We start from the raw sequence: 22,743 nt of genomic DNA, 5'->3' as shown, positions 1-22,743 counted from the left end.
AGCAGGTCTCAAATCACAAAGGAAACCTGACATGTCACTTGTTGGAAACTGGTCCTATCCGACCGCAATCAAATTTGGTGCCGGGCGCATCAAGGAACTGCCCGCAGCCTGTGCCACAGCCGGGATGAAGAAACCTCTGCTGGTCACGGACAAAGGGTTGGCCGATCTGCCGATCACATCGGCGACGCTGGATATCATGGAGGCGGCTGGTCTGGGCCGCGGTCTATTCAGTGATGTGGACCCAAACCCAAATGAGAAAAACCTCGACGCAGGCGTTGCGGCATACAAGGCCGGTGGGCACGATGGTGTGATTGCCTTTGGCGGCGGCTCGGGGCTGGATCTGGGCAAGATGGTCGCCTTCATGTGCGGCCAGACGCGCCCGGTATGGGACTTTGAGGATATCGGCGACTGGTGGACCCGCGCCGACGCGGATGCAATCGCGCCGATCATTGCGGTTCCAACGACTGCGGGGACCGGGTCCGAGGTTGGTCGTGCCAGTGTCATCACCAATTCCGAGACCCACGCCAAGAAGATCATCTTCCACCCCAAGGTCCTGCCGACGGTGGTGATCTGCGATCCGGAACTGACGGTTGGGATGCCCAAATTCATCACCGCAGGCACCGGTCTGGACGCCTTCGCGCATTGCGTCGAAGCCTATTCGAGCCCGCTTTATCACCCGATGAGCCAGGGCATCGCACTGGAAGGTATGCGTTTGGTGAAAGACTATCTGCCGCGCGCCTACGCAGATGGCAACGACATTGAGGCCCGCGCCCAGATGATGAGCGCGGCGGCCATGGGCGCGACCGCGTTCCAGAAGGGACTGGGTGCGATCCACGCCATGAGCCACCCGGTTGGCGCGCACTTTAACACTCATCACGGCACCACAAACGCGGTCTGTATGCCTGCCGTGCTGGACTTTAACGCCCCCGCCATCGCCGACCGGTTCCAGAACGCTGCCGCCTATCTGGGCATCAAAGGCGGGTTCGATGGCTTCCGCGCCTTTGTGCAGGAATTCAACGACAGCCTTGGTATCCCGCGAAAACTGGCAGACCTCGGCGTGACCGAAACCTCAATCCCAACCCTCGTCGAAGGCGCAATCATCGACCCTTCATGCGGCGGGAACCCGATTGAGTTGACCAAAGAAAACCTGACACAGCTGTTCAAAGCAGCACTGTAAGAACGCAAGCGCCCGGCAAGGAACCTGCCGGGCGCTTTAAGAACTGTTCTACTGGTGCCGGATCAATGCCCGGTCAGTACCAGAGTGTTGACCGGCATCAGGATCAGGCGCAAACGCAAACCTGCCGCATGGACCACGCCAATTGTGTCAACCACATGCAGGAAAGCAGCTTGCCAAAAGCCCAAATCCTCGTGTTCCAGACGGTCATGGTTGTCGGTGTAGACATTGGCCAGACAGTTGCTGCCTGGAGGAATGTCATCGGCCATACCTTTATACAGCGGCTCCATAAAGACCAGAATTGATCCGGGATTAGTATTGTTCTGTACATCCCGCAATTCATCTGATGGACGGATCTGGCCGGACGGTATGACATCCTGCACCTCGACCACCACAGTGGGGATAACGGTGAAAGGCTTGGTCATGCAGCCCAACTCACCGATCATACCTGGCTTGATCACCTGAGCAGACAGCTGGTTGAAAGCCGCCTGAAAACGGTCATGTCCGGTATGCGATGGAACGAGGATGCCAGCAGGACGCAACAAGGGGCTCACGTAATCACCGACTTGCAGGCTAAACTGCTCGACCCGTCCGGTAACACCGGCGACAATCAGTGTTTTGTCCAACTCGGTTTGCGCGGCGTCCAGCTGTGCTATGGCACTGGCCAGTTGCGCGGGGATCAGCTCCTCGATCTGCTGTTCAACTGCCGCACGTCTGGATTCGGCCGCAACAACCTGCGCCTCACGCTCGGCAACAAGGTTTTCCAACCGCTCAATCTCGGTCAGTCGGACAGCGCTTGAACCTTGGTCGCGCAGGGTCGTATTTCTTTCAAGATCTTCCAAGGACTGCGCCAAAGCCGCCTTGGCACCGGCAATACCGGCATCAGCCTCGGCCAGATCAGTTTCAGCCACGCGCAGCGAGGCCTGAACCTGTGCAATCTGTGCATTTGCCGCCTGAACCTGCGCTGCCTGGCTGAAATCTTCGATCCTGAAAATCGGCTGACCAGCGGTTACCAACTCGTTATTCTTGACGAATATTTCCGAAACGCGACCGCCAAGTTGCGGCAGGATCGTCACGGTTCGAAAATAGGACGCTGCGGTTTTACTGGCTGGGTGAAAATAGAACAGCGTGGTGATTACCGTCAGCGCCAGAATGGCACAGGTCGTAAGACCCCAGCGCAATTCGTACCACATGGTGAAAAGGGTGATCTCGTGACCGATACGTTTGCCCTGAACAAACCGGCGGAACAGATAATCGGGCAGCACCGTGATCAGGGCGCAAAGCAGGGTCTCAATCATGTGTTTTGCTCCTGCACGTCGGTGACTTCTGAAACGCCAGGGGTTGGCACAGGTGCCTCGGGCACCGGTTCCGGAGCACTTGCACCTCCAAGAGAACGAATGGCATCGGCGATGTTTCTAAGTGGGGAGGCGAAATCCGGAAACTGAAACCCTGCGACCAGTACGGCGGCAATCCAGAAAATCCCGTTATGTGTAAACAAGGCCAGCAGTGCCAGAATGCCCACCAACTGAAATTGCGGATGGTTGTTCTCGTGCGCCATTTTTTCCGGAACCGAATGAAGCGTCAGGTACCCAACACCGATCAGCACCACGAGAATGACAAAGAAGACGACCATAGCCGAAAAAAGGTAATCGCTTCCGTCAGCTGCGACGACGTATCGGGGAATGTGCCCAGTGGCCATTGGATGAAGATCTGCTGCGGTCACCTTGCCCTCCTGTTCGTTTTGATACTTCTTTGAACGGGTTGAAGCCCAAATTCAAGGCTGCATATATTTTGGAGATTCTTCGAAATGCCAAGTGCTTGACCCAGAAAGCTAAATGAAACCCAGAAAACTTGTGGCGAACCTGCTGCGGAAGGAACACAAATAATGATCGATTTCCTCGTCATCGGGGGCGGAATTGCCGGGTTGAGTGCGGGCGCGCGCTTGTCGGAACATGGAACCGTGATGGTTTTGGAGGCCGAAGACGCCTTGGGGTATCACGCGTCGGGTCGCTCGGCAGCCCTGTTTGAGCAAAGCTATGGTCCGCCATCCGTGGTGGCGCTGAACACGGCTGGGGCCGCGTTCCTGCACACACAGAACGGTGGGTACCTGACACGGCGCGGACTGATGTTGATCGGTTCGTTTGAACAAAGCGAGGTTTTCGAAGCCGACCGCAAGGATCTGAACATGGAAAGAATTCCCATCGATCAGGCGGTTTCGAGCGTTCCGATCCTGAACCCGGCCAAGGTGGGTTTCGCGGCTATCAGTGAAGCTGCGTTTGACATCGATACCGATCGCCTGTTGCAGGATTTCGCGCGGGCCATTCGCCAGAACGGAGGAACCGTTGCAACGAAAAGCAAAGTAACCGGTATTCGAAAAGAGCGGCATTGGCTGGTCGAGGCCGGGCAAATCTTCGAAGCCCGCAATTTGGTGAATGCGACCGGTGCATGGGTGGACGAGATCGCCATGCTTGCCGGGATACCACCTATCGGCATCACTCCTCGCCGCCGATCAATGGCGCGGCTGCCCGCCCCCGGGGGCCATGATGTATCCGGATGGCCCATGATGCTGGGCACGGGTGAAACATGGTACGCCAAACCGGACGCGGGCAAGCTGCTTGTTTCGCCTGCCGAAGCCGACCCGGTACCACCTCAGGACGCCTATGCCGACGATATGGTGCTGGCCGAAGGTCTGGCGCGCTATGAAGAACTGATGACCGAACCAGTAACACGCGTCGAAACAAACTGGGCAGGATTGCGCAGTTTCGCACCAGATGGAACCTTGGTGCTTGGGCCTGACCCGATTGATCCATCGTTCATCTGGTCTGCGGGTCAAGGCGGGTATGGTTTCCAAACAGCACCGGCAGCTTCGCAGTTGTTGTGTGATCTGGTCGTTGGAAACACGCCGGTGCTGGATCCAGACAGCGTCAAATCGCTGACCCCAAACAGGTTGGACAGATGATAAAACGCAATCTACCGCCCTCTGCGAGTGTCGCCAACGCGGGTGAGGATGGAAAACTGGTGGCCCCGGCAGCGACGCGAAACTTGGATGCGCTTTGTGCGTTGCTACAAGACTGGGCACCGCGCCGCGGGCACGCGCTGGAGATTGCAAGCGGAACCGGTCAGCATGTCTGTGGATTTGCTGATTTGCTGCCCGATCTGACGTGGCATCCCACCGAACCTGACCCTGAGCGCCGCAATAGCATCGACGCCTATGCCAGCGCCTTACCCAACGTGGCAGGCGCCGAACATCTGGACGCAACGAATTCGGGCTGGCATACCCGCTTTCCTTCGCAGGACCTGATTGTCTTGATCAACCTGATACATTTGATCAGTTGGCAGGACACCAGAACCATTTTCGCCGAAATCGCTCAGTCCCTGACTGAAAACGGGAGGTTCGTTTTGTACGGCCCATTCAAACGCTCGGGCCAATTGACAAGCGACGGGGACAAAAGGTTTCACGAGGCTCTGATCGGGCAAGATCCACACATTGGATACAAGAATGACGAAGATATGCTTGGCCTGTTTCAGGACGTAGGGTTGCGCGTGCTGAAAACCATCGACATGCCCGCAAATAAACTTGCATTTGTTTCCGAGCGCCCGGCCAACTGATCGAGATCAAAGTCAAATTACCACTGCCCGCACATATTCCCGTTATCTTATATGAAAAAGGCACTCAATATGGCTTGGCAAGAAAAGCTCTCGGCGACGCGCACCAGTTTGCGCAACCTCAACGGGGCCATTCCCGACACTTCGCGCGCATTCGGCGCGCTTGGGAAGGCAGTGAAGGAAGGCGGAACGCTCGACTATAAAACCAAGGAATTTATTGCGTTGGGCATGTCGGTGTCGCTCCGCTGCGAGCCCTGCATTACTCTGCACACCGATGCGTTGGTCAAAGCGGGCGCAACGCGCGAAGAGGTGTCCGACGTTTTGGGTATGGCTATTCAGATGGGTGGTGGACCAGCCATGATGTATGCTGCCAAGGCGTTGGAATGTTTCGACGAACTATCCGCGTAACCAACAGAAAAGGCCCCGGAAATTCCGGGGCCTTAGATTGATCAGCCGTCCTTGCGGATGGTTTCGTTTTTCGGATCATAGGGGCTGTCGCATGTCACGACAGCATCCCACAACTTGTCCTGCATCTTGACCTTCAGCTTGGTGCCTTCGACCGCCAGATCAGGCTTCACATAGCCCATGCCGATCGACTTCTCGAACGCGACAGAATAGCCGCCCGAGGTCAGTCGACCTACACGCTCGCCTTCCGGCGTATACAGCGCCTCGCGGCCCCAGGGGTCAGCATCGGCCGGACCGTCGATCAGCAAGGTGCAGCACTTGACGCGCACACCGGTCTCTTCCAGCTTGGCCTTGCCGTGGAAGTCCTTGGACAGGTCGACAAAGCGCGGCAGGTCGGCTTCCAGCGGGGTCGCATCGCGGCCCAGTTCGGTGCCAAAGGCGCGATAGGACTTCTCCTGACGCAGCCAGTTCTGGGCACGGGCACCAACCAGTTTCATGCCGTGCTTTTCACCGGCTTTTTCCAGCAGGTCGAACAGGTAGTTCTGCATCTCGATCGGATGGTGCAGTTCCCAGCCCAGCTCACCGGTATAGGCCACGCGGATCGCGTTGACCGGGCACATGCCCAACTCGATCTGACGGGCCGACAACCACGGGAAGCGCTTGTTGGACAGTGCGGTTTCCGGATCGGCGTCCTTGATGACTTCTTTCAGAACGTCACGCGACTTGGGTCCGGCGATGGCGAAGACGCCCCATTGCGTGGTCACGTCCTGGATTTCGATGTAACCGAACTCCGCCATCTTGTCCTCGGCCGCTTTACGCAGGTAGTCGGCGTCGTACTCGGTCCATGCACCGGCAGAGACGATGTAGTAGTTGTTCTCGCCATTGCGGACGATGGTGTATTCGGTGCGGGTGGTGCCATTCGAGGTCAGCGCGTAGGTCAGGTTGATACGACCGACCTTGGGCAGCTTGTTGCAGGTGAACCAATCCAGGAACTGCGTGGCACCGGGGCCTTTGACAACATGCTTGGTGAAGGCCGATGCGTCGATCAGGCCAACGCCTTCGCGGATCGCTTTGGCCTCTTCGACGGCATATTGCCACCAGCCGCCACGGCGGAACGAGCGTGCTTCCTTGTCGAAATTCTCGGGCGCGTCCAGCGGGCCGTAATAGTTCGGGCGTTCCCAGCCATTCACCCAGCCGAATTGAGCACCGCGGGCTTTCTGGCGATCATAGGCCGGAACGGTCCGTAGCGGACGGCAGGCTTCACGCTCTTCATCCGGGTGGTGCAGGATGTAGACATGCTCGTAGCATTCTTCATTCTTGCGTGCCGCGAACTCGGTGGTCATCCAGTTGCTGCTGTAACGCTTAGGGTCCAGCGATGCCATGTCGATCTCGGCTTCGCCATCGACCATCATCTGTGCCAGATAATAGCCGGTGCCGCCCGCAGCGGTGATGCCAAAGCTGAAACCCTCAGCCAGCCACATGTTGCGCAAACCCGGAGCCGGACCAACCAGCGGGTTGCCATCCGGTGTATAGCAGATCGGGCCGTTGAAATCATCCTTCAGGCCGGATTCGGCACAGGACGGCACGCGCTCGGCCATTGCCATGTACTGCTCGGCGATCCGGTCCAGATCCAGCGGGAACAGGTCGGCGCGGAAGCTGTCCGGAACGCCGAATTCGAACTGCGCAGGGGCGCCGTGTTCATAGATGCCAAGAATCCAGCCACCGCGTTCTTCACGTGCATAGGATTCGTTGTCGGCATCGCGGACAACGGGGTGCTCTGGGTTGCCTGCTTCGCGCCATTTGACCAACTCGGGGTCTTTGTCCATGACGATAAAGGTGTGTTCGACCGGGATTGCAGGCATTTTGATGCCCAGCATCTTGGCAGTGCGCTGCGCGTGGTTGCCCGACGCGGTCACAACATGTTCGGCGGTGATTACGACCTGCTCGTCGGAAGGCACCAGGTTGCCGCCCTTTTCGACCATCTTGGTGCAGGTCACTTCCCAGTGCGTGCCGTTCCAATGGAAGGCGTCAGCCTGCATCTTGCGCACGATTTCGACGCCACGCTGACGGGCCCCCTTGGCCATCGCTTGGGTCACGTCGGCAGGGTTAATATAGCCGTCCTCGGTGTGATAGATCGCGCCCTTCAGATCCGATGTCTCGATCAGCGGCCAGCGTTCCTTGATCTGGTCCGGGGTCAGCCATTCGTATTTCACATCACAGGTTTCGGCGGTCGAGGCATAGAGCATGTATTCGTCCATACGCTCTTGCGTCTGTGCCATGCGCAGGTTGCCCACAACCGCGAAGCCTGCATTCAGGCCGGTTTCTTCCTCAAGCGTCTTGTAGAAATCCACCGAATACTTGTGGATATGGGTCGTCGCATAGGACATGTTGAACAGCGGCAACAGGCCCGCGGCGTGCCAGGTGGACCCGGACGTCAGTTCGTCCCGTTCGATCAACATCACATCGTCCCAGCCCGCTTTGGCCAGATGATAGGCAATCGAGGTCCCGACGGCGCCGCCGCCTACGACCAATGCTTTGACTTGGGTTTTCATAACCGGGCGTCTCCCCTTGAAATCAGTTGACACCATATGGCGCACTTAAGGGGGAAAGCGCGACATTCATCCGACCAGTGATATGAAAAAAACGACCCGAATATCGAAAGCGGGTCGCAATTCATTCGTTGGACCGCTGCCCTCAACCACCGGAACGGCAACGTTTGCTTGTTCCGACCGAGACGCAGACCATTTTGCCAATTTCTTCCGAGGGATTCTTCACCGCCGGTTCCCGTGATGGCGAAGCCTGCGCCTCTGCCGTGAACCAGCCGTCAGAAAGACCGACACGCGAGGATACCGAGGCAAGATATTCCTTCATGCCCAGACCATTTTCCGATGCTTTTGCTTGCTGAACATAGTCCTACCCTGCAACGGCCAACCCGCAGATGGCTACAAACCCCGCCAGATATTTTGCGCGCATGTCGCCCATCCTCTGTCCTCAACCCCGTGAAACCAGAACATGTGGACGTTTTGAGGGCGTAAACACGGAACAGAGGCGAATACGGCTACGTGTCGTCCGACAAGATCTTGCCAGGATTCATGATGTTGTCTGGGTCCAGCGCGGCCTTGATCGCTGCCATGTACCGCGTGGCGGCGCCCAGTTCCCTGGTCAGATAAGGCCGCTTTCCCTGCCCGATGCCATGTTCACCGGTACATGTGCCTTCCATGGATATCGCCATGTCGTTCAGCCAGCCGACAAACGCCTCGGCCTTGGCAACTTCTTCAACGTTTTCCATGTCGATCAGCAGCAGCGTATGGAAATTGCCGTCCCCCACATGGCCCACGATGGGCGCCAACAAGCCGAGGCCAGCAGCTTTTTTCTGCGTTTCGGTCACACACTCGGCCAAACGCGAGATCGGTACGCAGACATCGGTCGAGATGCCCCGCGCACCGGGGCGCAATTGCAGACACGCCCAATACATATCGTGCCGTGCCTGCCAAAGTTTGTTCCGTTCTTCGGTGGTCGAAGTTGCCGCGAAGTCTGTGCCACCAAATTCTTCGGCGATCTGACCAAAGGTTTCAGCCTGCTCTACGGCACCACTTTCCGAGCCGTGAAATTCCAGCAACAACAATGGTGTATCCGGCAGACTCAGCCCGGAATAGGCGTTGGCGGCCTGAACCGACAACTCGTCCAGCAACTCGATCCGGGCAACCGGGATGCCGTACTGAATGGTCATCATCACCGCACGGCACGCGGCATCGACTGTCGGAAAGGAACACCGCGCCGAACTGATGGATTCGGGGATACCCTGCAACCGCAATGTCAGCTCGGTGATGATTCCCAGCGTGCCTTCCGCCCCGATCAGAAGACGGGCCAGATCATAGCCGGCCGAAGATTTCTTGGCCCGGTGCCCGGTACGGATGATCTGACCGTCTGGCATCACGGCTTCAAGGCTGAGAACGTTGTCCTTCATCGTCCCATAGCGCACCGCATTGGTGCCCGACGCACGAGTGGCAGCCATCCCACCCAGCGACGCATTCGCCCCGGGATCAATCGGAAAGAACAGGCCCAGATCGCGCAGATGGGTATTCAACGCTTCGCGCGTGACACCGGGCTGCACGACACAATCCAGATCCTGGGCATGAACTGCAAGCACACTATCCATTTGTGTCAGATCGACCGAGACGCCCCCCGCCGGCGCATTTACATGCCCTTCCAGTGATGTTCCTGTTCCGAACGGGATCACTGGCACCCGGTGCGCCGCGCAGGTTTTGACGATGTCCGAAACATCCTGCGTCGAATGCGGGAAAACCACGGCATCGGGGCTTTGGTTTTCGATCCAGGTCGTGGTGTGCCCATGTTGTTCACGGACAGCGGCACCCGTTTGCAACCTGTCGCCAAAGCGCTGCTTGAGAATGCTTATGACGGTTTCAATACCAGCTTCATTCCTTGGCAATGCGGTTGCCTGCACCATTGTCATCCTCCCCTGCCCCAAAACATTTCGGGCCTTTCAGCCTATGACTAAAAGGCCCGTTGAAAGCAGGCAATCCCCACTAATACCGAGGGTCTATTCGCCCAGCGCAATCCCTTCGCGGCGCGGGTCGGCACCACCGCTCAGCCCGTCACCGATTTCGATGGCGTGCAGCCCCGAAGTCAGGTCGCGTGCGTTGACTTCAAAACCCAACTGAGCAAGCGCGTCTGTAAATCCTTCCGCAGAAGTCGCCGCCTCAACATCATATGTTCCGAACCGGTTGACCAGATGAGGCAGGGAAACCGCCTGCTGCACGTCCATTCCCCAATCGGCCCAGGCGATGATGGACTTGGCGACATAGCCGATAATCCGGCTGCCGCCCGGAGACCCGATAGCCAGAACCGGCTCGCCATCCTGCAACACGATAGTCGGGCTCATGGATGAGCGCGGACGCTTGCCAGGCTCCAGCCGGTTGGCAATCGGCACACCGTCGCTGTGTGTCTTGAACGAGAAATCAGTAAGCTCGTTGTTCAGCAGGAACCCGTTTGTCATCAGGCGCGACCCAAAACCATTCTCGATCGTCGTCGTCATCGACAGCACATTGCCATAGCTGTCCACGATCGAGATATGCGAGGTTGACGGCAGCTCCAGCGACACGTCGTCTGCCCAAATCAAAGCATGGTCAAATTCCGGTTGGCCCGGTGCGACCTCGGACAAGGCCATTTCGCCTTCCAGCAATGCCGCCCGCTGGGTCAAATAACCCGGATCAACCAGCCCCTTGGTGGGCATGGGTATGAAATCGCTATCGGCCATGTACCGCCCACGATCCGCAAAGGCGAGGCGCGAAGCATCGCCGATCAGGCGCCATGCCTCGGCGCTCTCAGCGCCCATTGCTGCAAGATCATAGCTGTTCAACATCCCCAGAATCTGCCCGACGGTCAGCGCACCCGACGACGGCGGGCCCATGCCGCAAACCTCGTAGGCGCGGTATTCGGCACAGACCGGTTCACGTTCGATCACCTGGTAGAGCGCCAAATCCACCCCTGCAAGAACGCCGGGATTTCCTGGGGCATTGCGAACAGTTCGCACGATATCCGCAGCGATCTCACCTCCGTAAAAACCGGCAGCGCCATCGCTGGCCAGCACGCGCAATGTTTCGGCATAATCCGGGTTCATCAACCGCTGCCCCTGCTGCAACGGCTGACCGTCAGGCAGGAAATATGCGGCTGTTTCGGGAAAGCGCGACAGGCGGTCAGCATCGTTTTCTACAAGGCTGGCCAGACGCGGGGAAACCAGAAACCCTTCATCCGCCAATCGGATTCCGTCGGCAAACAGTCCGGGCCAAGACGCGCGCCCCCATCTTCGATGCGCCTCTTCCAGCAGTGCAGGCGTACCCGGTGTACCCACCGACAATCCGCCCACCACCGCATCGAAGAATTTCAGCGGCTCGCCGTTTTCATCCTGAAACAGCGTCGGGGTAGCGGCAAGGGGGGCCGTTTCGCGCCCGTCCAGCGTTGTCATCTGCCCGCTGGCCGCGTCGTACCAAACCAGAAACGCACCCCCGCCCAGACCAGAAGATTGCGGCTCGACCAGCCCCAGCACGACCTGCACGGCAACCATCGCATCCGCGGCAGACCCGCCCGCGCGCAGCACTTTGGCCCCGGCCTCGACCGCCAGCGGATTGGCCGCAGCTATCATCCAGTTTTCGGATGTGACCGGGACTCCCTCAAGCTTGGCTTCGAGGGCCGCAATAACCTCGTCGGTCATCGCCTGAACCTGCCCTTCTGTCGCGGCTTCGGGTGCAACGGCATCGGCTGTTTCCTGCGCGAACCCCGGTGTCGAAATAGCAAGTGCGGTAGTAAGCAGCAGTGCTGAAACATGTCTCATCTGTTCTAACCCTCCAATACAATCTTTATTTTCAATCCTGTAAGGATTTTGCCCCCTCTGCAACGATCAGGCATGGCAGCGTGTTATCACAGCGAAGTTTCGCCATTTCCCCTACGGTTCGGTTTCTTCGGCGCGACGATCCTGATCATAGCGGGTTGTCTCGGCAAATTCGGGTAGCCACGCCTCGCGTCGTTTGGTCCAGCATTCATATGTCGGTATGAATTGGTCAGGCGCGTCAAGACAGCCCAGATGCACTTCGACTTCGGCACCGCTTCGGGCAAATACCGGAGATCCGCAATCAGGGCAAAAGTACCGGTCGGAATAACCTTTCACATTTCCGGTGATCTTAACCGCATCCGCCGGAAAAATAGCCGCCGCATAAAACAACGCGCCGTGGTGTTTGCGGCAGTCCAGACAATGGCAAATCCCGACGCGAAGAGGACAACCCGAAGCCGTGACGCGCAGTTTTCCACAACGGCATCCCCCTTCAAACACGTCCATCCATGATCCTTTCCGACGCGTCAGAGCATCGCAGGCACAACCTGATCCGGTGGGCGGTGGCCATCTTCGAAGGTTTTGATGTTGATGATGACTTTTTCACCCATCTCAACCCGGCCCTCCAGCGTGGCCGACCCCATATGCGGCAGTAGAACCACGTTCGGCAACTGCCGCAAGCGCGGGTTCACACCGGTTCCCTGTTCGTAGACATCCAGCCCCGCGCCCGCAATTTCCCCCGCGCGGATCATCCGGGTCAAAGCGTTCTCGTCAATAACCTCACCCCGCGAAGTATTCACGATCACTGCCGAGGGTTTCATCAGCTTTAGGCGGCGCGCGTTCATCAGGTGGAAGGTAGACGGTGTCGATGGGCAGTTGATAGATATCACATCCATACGCGCCACCATCTGATCCAGGCTTTCCCAATAGGTCGCCTCTAGTTCTTGCTCAATCTCTGGGCGCAATCTGCGGCGGTTGTGATAATGGATCTGCATACCAAACGCCTTGGCGCGGCGGGCCACAGCCTGTCCGATCCGGCCCATGCCCAGAATACCCAAACGCCGCCCGCCAATGCGACCACCCAGAAACGCGGTGGGGGCCCACCCGGTCCAGTCGCCTTGCTGCATGACGCTCAACCCTTCGGGAATGCGCCGTGTGACAGCGAGAATCAGGGCCATGGTCATATCTGCCGTGTCGTCGGTCAGCACACCGGGCGTGTTGGACACCAATATGCCGCGCTGCCGCGCCGTCGCCACATCGATATTGTCGACACCGGCCCCGTAATTGGCGATCAGCCGCAGTTTTTCACCTGCCTGACCCAATAGCCCGCCATCAATGGTATCGGTCACCGTAGGCACCAGAACATCGGCATCCTGCACCGCTGCTACTAATTCTTCACGCGTCATTGGGGTGTCGTCGTCGCGCAGGCGCACGTCAAACAATTCGCTTAACCGGGTTTCTACTGCCTCAGGCAACCGTCGCGTAACGACAACACTTAAACGTTCTCTTGGCACCTCGGCTCTCCCACTGCTTTGCAAACGGACGCGCGCCATGGCATCGTGGCGCAGGATAAGGCGGGGCACAAGAACCCCAATGGCATTGAGTCGACCTTTTTTCAAAACCGGATCAACAGGCATAAGAGCGGGCAGTCAGTGAGTGGTATTCGACCGGTAAAACGCCGATCTTTGGCGGTAGTTTCCGCATTTCTGGTCATGTTCGGTGCCTACGCCGCACATGCCGAAGTCAAACGCGGATCGGTCACCAACCTGCCCCTGCCCCGATATGTGTCGATGAAGGCAGCCGAAGGGAACGTGCGGCGCGGACCATCCCTAACCCACCGAATCGATTGGGTATTCAAAAGGCGTGGCATGCCGCTGCAGGTCACTGCCGAATACGGCAACTGGCGCAAGGTCCAAGACCGCGACGGCGCGGGTGGCTGGGTTCACTATGCCTTGTTGTCTGGCGTCCGAACGGTGCTGATCGAATCCGAGATGCTGCCTGTTTATGCCCGCCCCGACCCGACCTCGCCCGTGAATGCCCATTTCGAGACCGGAGTGGTGGCGCGCCTTGGAGCCTGTTCGCTGGACTGGTGCAGGATCACCGCCGGCGGATACCGTGGCTGGACACTGAAATCGAACCTTTGGGGCGTCGATTCTTCCGAAATTCGGGAATAGGCGAAAGACAATTCCGGTATCCGCGGTTGCGCATCGCCCCGAAAAAGCGCGACAAGCTGTTTGAGTTACCGGCCCAATCGCCGCTTAACTCGACCTAAACGGAGGACCCTATGCGCGCAGTCACCTATTCAGCCTTCGGAGACGCTGTCGATGTCTTGCGCATACAGGATATTCCCCCAGTTCCGCCTGGACCGGGTGAAGTCACGGTCGAGTTGTCTTATTCCGGCGTAAATCCCTCGGACGTCAAGGCCCGCGCGGGAACCCGGCCAGGTGTCACAGAACCTCCGTTTCCGCTGATCGTTCCGCACAGTGACGGAGCTGGGATCATCACAGCAGTGGGTGATGGCGTACCCGCGACGCGGATTGGTCAGCGCGTGTGGATTTGGAACGGGCAATGGCAACGCGCGTTCGGTACAGCTGCCAGCCACATCACCCTGCCTGAATCTCAGGCTGTGGAACTGCCCGAGACGGTGTCACTTGAAACCGGAGCGATTCTTGGAATTCCGGGCCTTACCGCAAGCCACGCAGTGTTCTCGGGCGGCACGCCGCGCGGGCAAACCATTTTGATCCATGGTGGGGCGGGTACTGTCGGGTATCTGGCTGTCCAGCTTGCCAAATGGGCCGGAGCCAATGTGATCGCAACGGCCAGCACCCGCAGCTTTGACCGGGTCAAGGCAGCCGGTGCAGATGTCGTTCTCGACTACTCCGGTGAACACCTTTCGGATCAGATTCTCGACGCAAATGATGGACGTACAATTGGTCGAATCGTCGATGTCGAATTTGGACAGAACCTTGACACCAACATTGCCGTCATCGCCGAGAACGGCCGTATCAACGCATATGGATCTGCCCGGAATATGACACCTGTCTTTCCCTTTGGACCCATGATGTTCAAGGCCGTGACACTCGAGGCAGTCCTGATCTACCTGCTGCCCGCAGATTTGCGCGCCGCCGCAATAGAGACTCTACACAAGGCACTGGCTGATGGCGCATTGATCTGCCCCGTACATAAGGTCTTTACACTGGAAGAATGCGCTGCCGCCCATGCGATGGTACAGGAAGGCAACCGTACCGGAGCGGTGTTGATCGACACCAAATGAGGGGCCTTCAAAAAAATTTTACGGCGCTCGCTTTTTTTGCAAAACGCTCTTGAACCCTGCCATCAACAATCGTAGATAGCCGCTCACCGTTGGGGTGTAGCCAAGTGGTAAGGCAGCGGTTTTTGGTACCGTGTATCGTAGGTTCGAATCCTACCACCCCAGCCACTTTCCATGAAAAGTCGAGAAAATAAGAGCTTTCCCACGCTCATCTTGGACAATGTGTCTCAGTCGACCGAAACTGTGACACAGGGTGTAACACCATCCGTTGTGCACTATGCGCGCAAGCGCTCCGCCTCGTCCCATCAGAAACCAAAACACTGCGCCGGCCCTTACCTCATGCGAAGGGGCCGGGTTTTCTATTTCCGCAAACGCCTACCCAGGGCGCTATCAAACTTACAATCAAACTCATTTCTCTGCCTTTCCCTGCGTACCGACCTCCCGCTCGACGCCGTGAAACGAGCCGCCAGGCTCCTCACGGTCTACGAGCGAATGGAGAAAGAAATCGTGGACGCCTTTAACTCTCAAGACCTGAGCCCCGCTGACACCAAAGCCCTGCTGACTGAAGCTCTCCGAGCGGAACTGGCACGGATCCTGGCAGAACAAAGCAGCATGGGCAGCTTGACCGATGAAGACGCTGATAAGCGCATTGAAGAGCTCGAAGCAGAGAACAACAGGCTGCGCCGCGCTGCCCGACGCGAGAACTGGATGGAAGTTCAGGAGTTGCTGGAAAAGGCCAGCAGCATGATCGGCCTTACCTTGCCCGGCCTGCTTTCCCCGGATCTTGGCCGCCAGGTCACAACCCTCAAGCGTCGCATCAACGATATCGAGAGCGATGTGACCGAAGGAGACGATATCCGCACCGCATGCCGCCCGCTGCTCAACGATCACGATATCAAAGACTTCGACAAATTCGTGCAGGAACCCATCCTGCTTTCGCAGGGCTGGGCGCAGACCCGGAAAAATTACCCAAACTCTTCGATGCAGGGCAATATCAATGCGCTTGAGAAACTCACACTGGAGTTCTTTGGGGACATTCCTGTCACCGCGATCACCAAGGACAGGCAAAAAGCCTTCTTCGCCTGGGAAGCCAGGTTGCCCCGCAGCCAGGGCCGCGCTCACGGAAAGAACCGTTTCAACAAGGACGGCCAGACAATCCTGAAAGCAACCGAGATTCCCGCCGCCGATGCTCACGACCTCATGGTGACCGAAGAAATCAGGGAACGGAGCGACATCTCAGTCGCAGAAAAACGAGCAATCCTTGCAGACAAACTGGTTCCGCGTCGCACGATGACGACCATCAGGCGAGATCGGGATGGGCTGAACCGCCTGTTCAAGAGCGTCAGAGAGCTTGGCGTCAACCCGCCGGAAGCACTCTCTTACAAGGAAGTTGAGAAACATGTTAAGGATCAGGCACCGGATGACGAGCTATACGTGCGTGTGACCAAACCCAAGATTCGCATGCCCTGGACAGAGGAACGGCTCGCAAGGTTTTTGACTTCACCAATCTACACCGGGTGCCTGTCCGAACACCGCCGCTGGAAACGCGGATCCATGATCATACGTGACGCGACTTACTGGGTTCCGCTTATCGTCCTGACCATCGGGTCGCGGATCGAGGAAATCCTGCTGATGAAACGCAGTGATATCCGGTATCGCAACAGCCACTACTGCTTCGCCATCGGAACGGGTCCGGAACAACCAGGCAAGACCGAAGACAGCAAGCGCGTCATCCCCGTGCCTCAGCTCCTCCTGGATCTCGGGTTTGTCGAGTGGTTTCATGCGCTGTCCGATGACCATGGAATTCTTCTCTTTCCCGAGGCTGCGCGACGGACAACCAGCGGTGACGTTACGAGCGCATTTGGGAAACACCTGCGTCGCATCCTCGATCACCTCGGGCTCGGGGATTTCGACGAGGACTTCTATGCCATGCGGAAAACTCTTTCGAGCATGCTGAATTCTGCGCAGGTTTCGGATGGTCAGCGGCAAGCAATCGCCGGCCATCGGCACGGAACAGTACTGAATATTCACTACACGGCCCACCACACGAAAGATCTCAAAGACGCTGTCGACAAGGCAGATTTCAAGCTCGAAATCGGCCGTCGGCGCCAATATGGCTTCCCGGTGATCAAAACTTGCAACCTGGCCAGTGCTGCAGTGTTGAAGGTTGACGTTACTCTGGGCGACAATGGAGAGGCTGCATCTGTGACTGTTCATGACCAGGGTGCTTCCGAGCCTGTCTTCCACTTCATTCGGGGTAACGCATCCAATCTTGACGACATGAAGTCCGCTGCAAAGAAGCTTCGTGAAATTTTGTCCCAACGCCCACTGGAACTACCAAAGAACACTCTGAAACGCGCTGCATTCGAGCACCTTCAGGCGATGGGTTAGCCCCTGACCGGTGCCACTGGCGCGAGGCCGTTACCTCGTGAAAGGAACAACAGTCTTCAAGGCAAAATCAGGAAGTAACTTCGTGTCAGAGCTGCCCGGCGACATCTATTCCGCAGATCACCTCTCCGAGCATCAGGTAGGCATTACCCTTTGCTCCCGGCCAAATGCGTCCAATCACGTCCTTCCCTCGAGCCTCGGAAAACCTGAAAAAAATACTGGAGGCCAGGCAGGCAAATGACGGCCGGTCCGACCTCAAAGTGCAGGATGACGCGGACACACCAGTCGAGAAACGTATCCTGGAGAAAACAGCCAAGGCTGGGATTGCACACCCGATTTCTGCCGTTCACTGATACAGCAGACGCTGCAACACAACTTCGCATTGCGGACATTCGTGCGACAGAGCTTCACTCGCTGGACCTGCGATTTAGCGCCACCAAGCCCTCCTCAACCCTCGACGAAGAGCACAAAATAGGATATTCTCGTTCGAATCAGCGGAACAACCGTCATGAAAACGAACGCATGACGGACCGCCGCTGCCAAGGAAAGACAGGTACAGCCATGAACACTCAAACATTTACGGGCAAGCTGGACACTGAAGGTCGGCTTGACGAAAGTGGCGATGACCCCAAAAAGAGAACAACCGACAAACCATTTACGAAAGCTCTGCACGGTGACGCCAGGAAAGTGCCACTGAAATCTGGCGCCGCGGATCTTGTGATCACATCGCCGCCCTACTGGCTGAAGCGCGACTACGACGTTTCTGGCCAAATAGGTCAGGAGCCCACCGCGGCGGCATTCGTGGCTTCCCTTCTCGAATGCATGGAGAACTGGAAGACAATACTGCCTTCTTGGGGATCGGTCTTCATCAATATCGGCGACACCTATCACAAGGGGTCACTGGCGAATACTCCTGGACGGCTCGAGATTGCGGCACAGGATGCTGGTTGGACTGTTCGAAACCGCATCGTCTGGATCAAAGATTCTGGCATGCCGGATCCGGCAAAGGACCGACTGAAGAGTCGGCATGAGTATATCATCCATTTCACGCCGAAGCGTCGTGGATATTACTACGACCAGTTCGGCTATGCTGAAAAGTACGGCAATGGTACCGGCCCGAGCGATGTTTGGCAGATTGGACTCCGGAGAAATACAAGCAAACATTTGGCGCCCTATCCGATCGAGCTTGTAGATCGAATCCTCACCCTCGCTTGCCCTGAGCAGGTGTGCACCTCATGTGGCAAGCCGCGTGGAAGGATTGTTGAGCGCACGGCGCAACTCAACCCAGAACGCCCGCAAGCCAAACGCGCGATGGAGCTGGCGAATGAAAAAGGGCTGACCCCAGAACACATCGCTGCCATCCAGGCAACCGGGATCTCTGACGCTGGCAAGGCGATGAGAGTTCAGTCGGGGACTGGAAGGAATTCGGAAACGGTCAAAGCACTCGCCGCAGAGGCCAAGGAAGCCTTGGGGGGATACTTCCGGGAGTTCACCTTTGCCAAGCGTGTAAGCACCGGCTGGACAGATTGCGGCTGTGACGCCCCATTTCGCCCAGGAATTGTGCTGGATCCGTTTATGGGCACCGGTACGACGCTCCAGGCGGCTGGGGCTGTCGGTAGAAGCGCGATCGGTGTAGACCTTGCTCAGAAGCCTGAGTCGAAAGGGTCGAAGAAGCGTGGTCGAGCTAAGTAACGAAAACACCTACGTTTTCACAGAGGAAGCAGTTCTGCGGTCCATTGAAGCGTTGGAGCAGCGACAAATTCACGAGCATTTCGCAGGCTATCTTGCGATTCTGCGCGCAACCAAGGGAAACAATGGTCACCCGGTTCTATCTTCGGACATAACCGACTTCCATGATCGATACCTGAAAGTCGTTGGAGCGCCGAACAAAACCCCATATGTTCGCCCCTTCAAGTCTCGAGGTCATGGCCTCGAGGTCTTCAACGCCAATGTCGCAGGATCATACGCTCCCAGCTCTTTGAGATCTGGCGGAAAACTCATCGATGTCATTGACGTCAAAGGGCAGCGCCGGGAAGCGACGTATGGCCTTCACCCCGACCATGCCCGAATGGCGAGGGACCGACTTTTGACCAAGGAAATCCCTGCTGGAGCCTTGGCCGCGTTTCTATACCGCGACTATGGGTTTCACCTCGAAGACCAGGATGTTGGGCGCGTGGTCAAGCTTTTCCGAGAGGAATTCGGGCTATCGGCGGACAATCCTGATGAGAAGGAAGTGTTTGAAACACTGTTCGAGGACGACTTGGAGACCTTCAGCCCTGCCGACCTCGAAGTGCTGGAGACGGAGGTAGCGGATAATGGATAGCATCACGTCGGAAAGGGTGCGGCCAATGTCGCTCGAAGAACTTGGCATAGAGGAGGCTGTCGCTGACCACGAACCTCATAGTGCAAAGGCAGCCAAGGAAGAAATTGAGATCCTGCCGGAATCGAATGAACTTCTGCTGAGCGTGCGAGCCGCCCTCGAAATGGGTTTTGCCGGCGCGATCCTTTCCGGACCTCCTGGAACTGGCAAAAGCTGGCATGCGAAACGGCTCGCCCACACACTTGCTGGTGATCGGGATGCTGTTCGGATCGTTCAGTTTCACCCGTCCTATCAGTACGAGGACTTTATGCTCGGTTTCGCCCCACGTGACGGAGGTGGCTTCGAGCTCCAAAAGAAAACATTTGCACTGATTTGCACAGCCGCTGAAGAACGTCCGACTGTCCAACATGTTCTCCTGATTGACGAAATCAGCCGTTGTGATGTCGCCAGGGTATTTGGCGAGGCCTTAACCTACATTGAGGTCGACAAGCGCGGACAGGAGTTCACTCTGGCATCGGGTGCGGTCATGCGAGTTCCTCCCAACCTGATTATCCTTGCTACGATGAATCCTTGGGACAAAGGGGTCGATGAACTCGACATCGCCCTGGAGCGCAGGTTTGCTCAAATCGATCTGCCCCCAAGCAGCTCAAACCTAAGGGAAATACTAAGAAAAAAGGGGCAGTTGACGAATTCATCGATCGTGTTGTCGGCTTCTTTGAGGCAGTTCAGAAGCTTGATGATGAGATGGTTCATCTCGGACACGGCTACTTCATCAACTGCGTAAACGAGACGAGCGCACGACGAGCTTGGGACTTCCGCCTACTTCCTTTCTTCCGGAAAGCTTGCCGTCTGGATCGCTCAACACTCGAAAAAATCACCCGTTCCTGGACGGTTGCTTTCCCTGACCCGGTCCATGCTGCTCCTGACGACCAGAATGCCGCCGAAGGAAACGCAACAGTTGACGCGGATGTCGCCGACGGCGCTCCAGTGGACGACGCAAGCTAACGTATGGCGAACACAGCATCACTCGAGCAAGCGTTTCTGGGAAGAGGGCTTGCGGCGTCCGTTCAACTTTCAAGAAAACCCATTGCGGCCAAAGAACATGACATGATCCAGCTCCCACAGGAGCTGGTGAAGCCTGATGGATCGCTCGACCTCTATGATGATGTTCAAAAACTCTTTCGACCAACCTTCCGGAAGAATCGACCCTCCATACAGTGTTCTGGCTGGGTCGGGTATATCCCGCTGAACGATGCATATGCTCTGGAGGTATCAACCCGAGTTCCTGTAGCCAACCTGGAAAAGCTTGTCGGCATGGCCGCCGGTTATTCTCCAGAAGTTCTCAAGCAGTACAATCGACTATTCGCCCATGCCGGCGAACGTGTGGACTCGCTGTTCGATGTGATGTCGGATGTACTTCTCAGCTCATTTGATAAGATCTGGGAGGCTGGGTTGCTCAAAACTTACCAGCGAGAAAGCAGGGTAAGCTCAAGCCCCAGTGGTCGGATCATGCCGTTCGAAACAGAGCTGTATACAAGGCGCATTGGTCGACCGACGGCAGTGTCTACATCATTTCAACGGACGCCAGACTTCGGGCCCAACCGATTACTTCGCCAGGCATTCGAGAAGCTCCTGGCACGCTACCTCACCCTGACAGATCCGAAACAGCGGCATCGCACGATCCGGATGAAAAAGGCACTGGCTCGCCTCGAAGATGTCCAAAGGCCTTTGATGTCTGACATTTCGGCCAACGCATTTGCAGGCTATTTGAAGAACCTTCCCGTTCACCATGAGCACTATGCCGATGCACTAATGGTCGCAAATCTCATTGTATCTGACTTGGGGTTGTCGATCCGAAAGTCTGGCGGAATTGCGATCCTGCCGTCGATCCTGATCGACATGTCACAAGTCTTTGAAAAATACATGCTCCGAGTGCTGAGGGAGGGGTTGTCTGACGACCCGACGATCGAAGTGAAGGACGGGAACAAGGAGGGCGATGGTGGAGCCAAGAGATTGCTCTACGAACCAATTGAAGCAGGCAAGAAGAACCCGGCGGTCACTCCAGATATCGTCATTGAAGTGAATGGCCAGCCCAGGCTCGTAATCGACGCAAAGTACAAGCCTGCGCCAAAGATGCCTGACAGGGCCGACGTCAATCAGGTGATCGTCTACGGTGCAAGGTATGCCACGTCACGCGTTATGGTAATGCATGCCGAACGGCCGAGAGACCGACCGCAAGTTGAGCTTTGCGGGTCGATCGGCGGCTTCCAAGTCTATAGCGGATTGGTCGGTCTTGACGTGTCCCCCATCGAAGATGAGGAACAGGAATTCGTCTCTGCTGTCCGTGGGTTGCTTTGAACTGGCGATAGCAACACTCGGTTGCCATGGAGCAACTCTACTTTTACGTCATTGGCTTCCGTATAACATCGGCTTGACTGGCAGTGCCCGCCGAGGTGCATATGGATGGCAAAAAAAGAAAGACCCTTGGTCGCAAGGCAACCTCGGGGTGCGCGAGGTGCCTTGCAAACAGGGTGATCGCAGACGAACTTCGACATGCATTCAATGGCCAAGGAGCAGGTTGACAACCCATTGCCCTTTGAGTTCGCTGCATGAAGGAGAAAAATGGCGATGCGCCCGGTTCAAGCCTTGCCTTCATGACCGCTATCCTCCAAGGCATTTGGCAGCCCCAGAAAACGTCGGTCAGCTTCCCGAGTTACCCGCTTATGAAGCCAAGCCAGAGTCGCATCTCGTTTTGGTTGCTCCAACTGCCCGAGGTGCGCCAGGAAGGCAGCGCCGTAGATGATTGTCCGTCATCGAATGATTTGGAACACGAGCGTTTGATTGGCTTAGGAGGATCAGGCTCGCCGCAGTTTCAATCTACGCCGCGTTCTGATGATGCAGCAAGCGGCGTTTCTGGATTGTCTGGTGTTTGATTTCCTTTCTGCGTCTGAGGATTGTTTCGGCTCGACCGAAATAGACATCGGCGGGTGTCAGATTGCTGATGCTCTCGTGGTATCGGTTGTGGTTGTAGTGATTGATGAAGTCGCCGATGGCCTGTTCGAGCGCTCCTGGCAGATAGTAGTTTTCCAGCAGGACACGGTTCTTCATCGTCTGATGCCATCGCTCAATCTTGCCCTGGGTCTGCGGATGGTTGGGCGCTCCCCGAACATGATCCATACCCTGCTCATCCAGCCATTTCGCCAACTCGCCAGAGATGTAACTGCTGCCGTTGT

General features: G+C 56.9%; 20 protein-coding genes and 1 tRNA gene. 13 read left to right on the top strand and 8 right to left on the bottom strand.

Annotated features, from left to right (window positions below; all coding sequences use genetic code 11):
* The first annotated feature begins 31 nt into the window (after nt 1-31).
* Nucleotides 32-1,177, top strand: coding sequence for an iron-containing alcohol dehydrogenase (locus tag ACR0AD_RS00105; protein ID WP_480486429.1), 1,146 nt, complete (start codon nt 32-34; stop codon nt 1,175-1,177).
* A 62-nt stretch (nt 1,178-1,239) separates the two neighbouring features.
* On the opposite strand, the gene ACR0AD_RS00100 is transcribed toward ACR0AD_RS00105, so the two are convergent.
* Nucleotides 1,240-2,472 (bottom strand): HlyD family secretion protein, encoded by a 1,233-nt coding sequence (locus ACR0AD_RS00100; protein ID WP_267364709.1) that lies wholly within the window; start codon nt 2,470-2,472, stop codon nt 1,240-1,242.
* A complete protein-coding gene (locus tag ACR0AD_RS00095) occupies nt 2,469-2,897 on the bottom strand; it encodes a hypothetical protein (protein ID WP_267364708.1) in 429 nt (142 codons plus the stop codon). Before ACR0AD_RS00095 ends, ACR0AD_RS00100 begins: the two co-directional genes overlap by 4 nt.
* Nucleotides 2,898-3,059: 162 nt before the next feature.
* Here ACR0AD_RS00095 and ACR0AD_RS00090 point away from each other — a divergent pair, with 162 nt between their 5' ends.
* From ACR0AD_RS00090 to ACR0AD_RS00080, 3 genes are all read left to right on the top strand, one after another.
* Complete coding sequence (locus tag ACR0AD_RS00090) at nt 3,060-4,133, top strand: NAD(P)/FAD-dependent oxidoreductase (protein WP_480486431.1); 1,074 nt, start codon at nt 3,060-3,062, stop codon at nt 4,131-4,133.
* Complete coding sequence (locus ACR0AD_RS00085; RefSeq protein ID WP_480486432.1) at nt 4,130-4,783, top strand: DUF938 domain-containing protein; 654 nt, start codon at nt 4,130-4,132, stop codon at nt 4,781-4,783. The genes ACR0AD_RS00090 and ACR0AD_RS00085 overlap by 4 nt, the downstream gene beginning before the upstream one ends.
* Nucleotides 4,784-4,852: 69 nt before the next feature.
* Nucleotides 4,853-5,188 carry a carboxymuconolactone decarboxylase family protein gene (locus tag ACR0AD_RS00080; protein WP_209504659.1) on the top strand — a complete coding sequence of 112 codons (336 nt, stop codon included), beginning with the start codon at nt 4,853-4,855 and terminating at the stop codon, nt 5,186-5,188.
* Nucleotides 5,189-5,229: 41 nt separating this feature from the next.
* Here the strand turns inward: ACR0AD_RS00080 and ACR0AD_RS00075 are convergent, their stop codons facing one another.
* From ACR0AD_RS00075 to ACR0AD_RS00055, 5 genes are all read right to left on the bottom strand, one after another.
* Complete coding sequence (locus tag ACR0AD_RS00075; RefSeq protein ID WP_480486434.1) at nt 5,230-7,737, bottom strand: GcvT family protein; 2,508 nt, start codon at nt 7,735-7,737, stop codon at nt 5,230-5,232.
* A 506-nt stretch (nt 7,738-8,243) separates the two neighbouring features.
* Nucleotides 8,244-9,653 (bottom strand): FAD-binding oxidoreductase, encoded by a 1,410-nt coding sequence (locus ACR0AD_RS00070; protein WP_480486435.1) that lies wholly within the window; start codon nt 9,651-9,653, stop codon nt 8,244-8,246.
* A 93-nt stretch (nt 9,654-9,746) separates the two neighbouring features.
* Nucleotides 9,747-11,537 carry a gamma-glutamyltransferase gene (ggt, locus tag ACR0AD_RS00065; RefSeq protein ID WP_480482075.1) on the bottom strand — a complete coding sequence of 597 codons (1,791 nt, stop codon included), beginning with the start codon at nt 11,535-11,537 and terminating at the stop codon, nt 9,747-9,749.
* Nucleotides 11,538-11,648: 111 nt separating this feature from the next.
* A complete protein-coding gene (locus tag ACR0AD_RS00060) occupies nt 11,649-12,038 on the bottom strand; it encodes a GFA family protein (protein ID WP_480482077.1) in 390 nt (129 codons plus the stop codon).
* Between the two features lie 20 nt (nt 12,039-12,058).
* Complete coding sequence (locus ACR0AD_RS00055; protein ID WP_480482079.1) at nt 12,059-13,045, bottom strand: 2-hydroxyacid dehydrogenase; 987 nt, start codon at nt 13,043-13,045, stop codon at nt 12,059-12,061.
* A 198-nt stretch (nt 13,046-13,243) separates the two neighbouring features.
* On the opposite strand from ACR0AD_RS00055, the gene ACR0AD_RS00050 reads away from it, so the two are divergent.
* The 9 genes from ACR0AD_RS00050 (at nt 13,244) to ACR0AD_RS00010 (ending at nt 22,443) form a co-directional block, all read left to right on the top strand.
* Nucleotides 13,244-13,705, top strand: a complete 462-nt coding sequence (locus ACR0AD_RS00050; RefSeq protein ID WP_480486491.1) for an SH3 domain-containing protein — start codon at nt 13,244-13,246, stop codon at nt 13,703-13,705.
* A 110-nt stretch (nt 13,706-13,815) separates the two neighbouring features.
* Nucleotides 13,816-14,805, top strand: a complete 990-nt coding sequence (locus ACR0AD_RS00045) for an NADPH:quinone reductase (RefSeq protein ID WP_480486437.1) — start codon at nt 13,816-13,818, stop codon at nt 14,803-14,805.
* A 90-nt stretch (nt 14,806-14,895) separates the two neighbouring features.
* Nucleotides 14,896-14,970 (top strand) — tRNA-Gln (locus ACR0AD_RS00040).
* Between the two features lie 6 nt (nt 14,971-14,976).
* Complete coding sequence (locus tag ACR0AD_RS00035; RefSeq protein ID WP_480486439.1) at nt 14,977-17,193, top strand: DUF6538 domain-containing protein; 2,217 nt, start codon at nt 14,977-14,979, stop codon at nt 17,191-17,193.
* A 519-nt stretch (nt 17,194-17,712) separates the two neighbouring features.
* Nucleotides 17,713-18,882: a DNA-methyltransferase gene (locus ACR0AD_RS00030; RefSeq protein ID WP_480486441.1), complete on the top strand. Its 1,170-nt coding sequence runs from the start codon at nt 17,713-17,715 to the stop codon at nt 18,880-18,882.
* Complete coding sequence (locus tag ACR0AD_RS00025) at nt 18,866-19,513, top strand: hypothetical protein (RefSeq protein WP_480486443.1); 648 nt, start codon at nt 18,866-18,868, stop codon at nt 19,511-19,513. The genes ACR0AD_RS00030 and ACR0AD_RS00025 overlap by 17 nt, the downstream gene beginning before the upstream one ends.
* Before the next feature lie 25 nt (nt 19,514-19,538).
* Entirely contained in the window at nt 19,539-20,294 is a 756-nt protein-coding gene (locus tag ACR0AD_RS00020) for an McrB family protein (RefSeq protein ID WP_480486445.1), read from the top strand.
* 224 nt (nt 20,295-20,518) lie between these two features.
* Nucleotides 20,519-21,868: a 5-methylcytosine restriction system specificity protein McrC gene (locus tag ACR0AD_RS00015; protein ID WP_480486447.1), complete on the top strand. Its 1,350-nt coding sequence runs from the start codon at nt 20,519-20,521 to the stop codon at nt 21,866-21,868.
* A gap of 251 nt (nt 21,869-22,119) precedes the next feature.
* Nucleotides 22,120-22,443 carry a hypothetical protein gene (locus ACR0AD_RS00010; protein WP_480486493.1) on the top strand — a complete coding sequence of 108 codons (324 nt, stop codon included), beginning with the start codon at nt 22,120-22,122 and terminating at the stop codon, nt 22,441-22,443.
* Here the strand turns inward: ACR0AD_RS00010 and ACR0AD_RS00005 are convergent.
* Nucleotides 22,388-22,743: integrase core domain-containing protein (locus ACR0AD_RS00005; protein WP_480486448.1), on the bottom strand; the 356-nt coding region annotated here is incomplete at its 5' end. The genes ACR0AD_RS00010 and ACR0AD_RS00005 overlap by 56 nt on opposite strands.

The sequence above is a fragment of the Ruegeria sp. BH8 genome (assembly GCF_056538065.1).
This window is presented reverse-complemented; position numbering and strand designations above follow the sequence as displayed.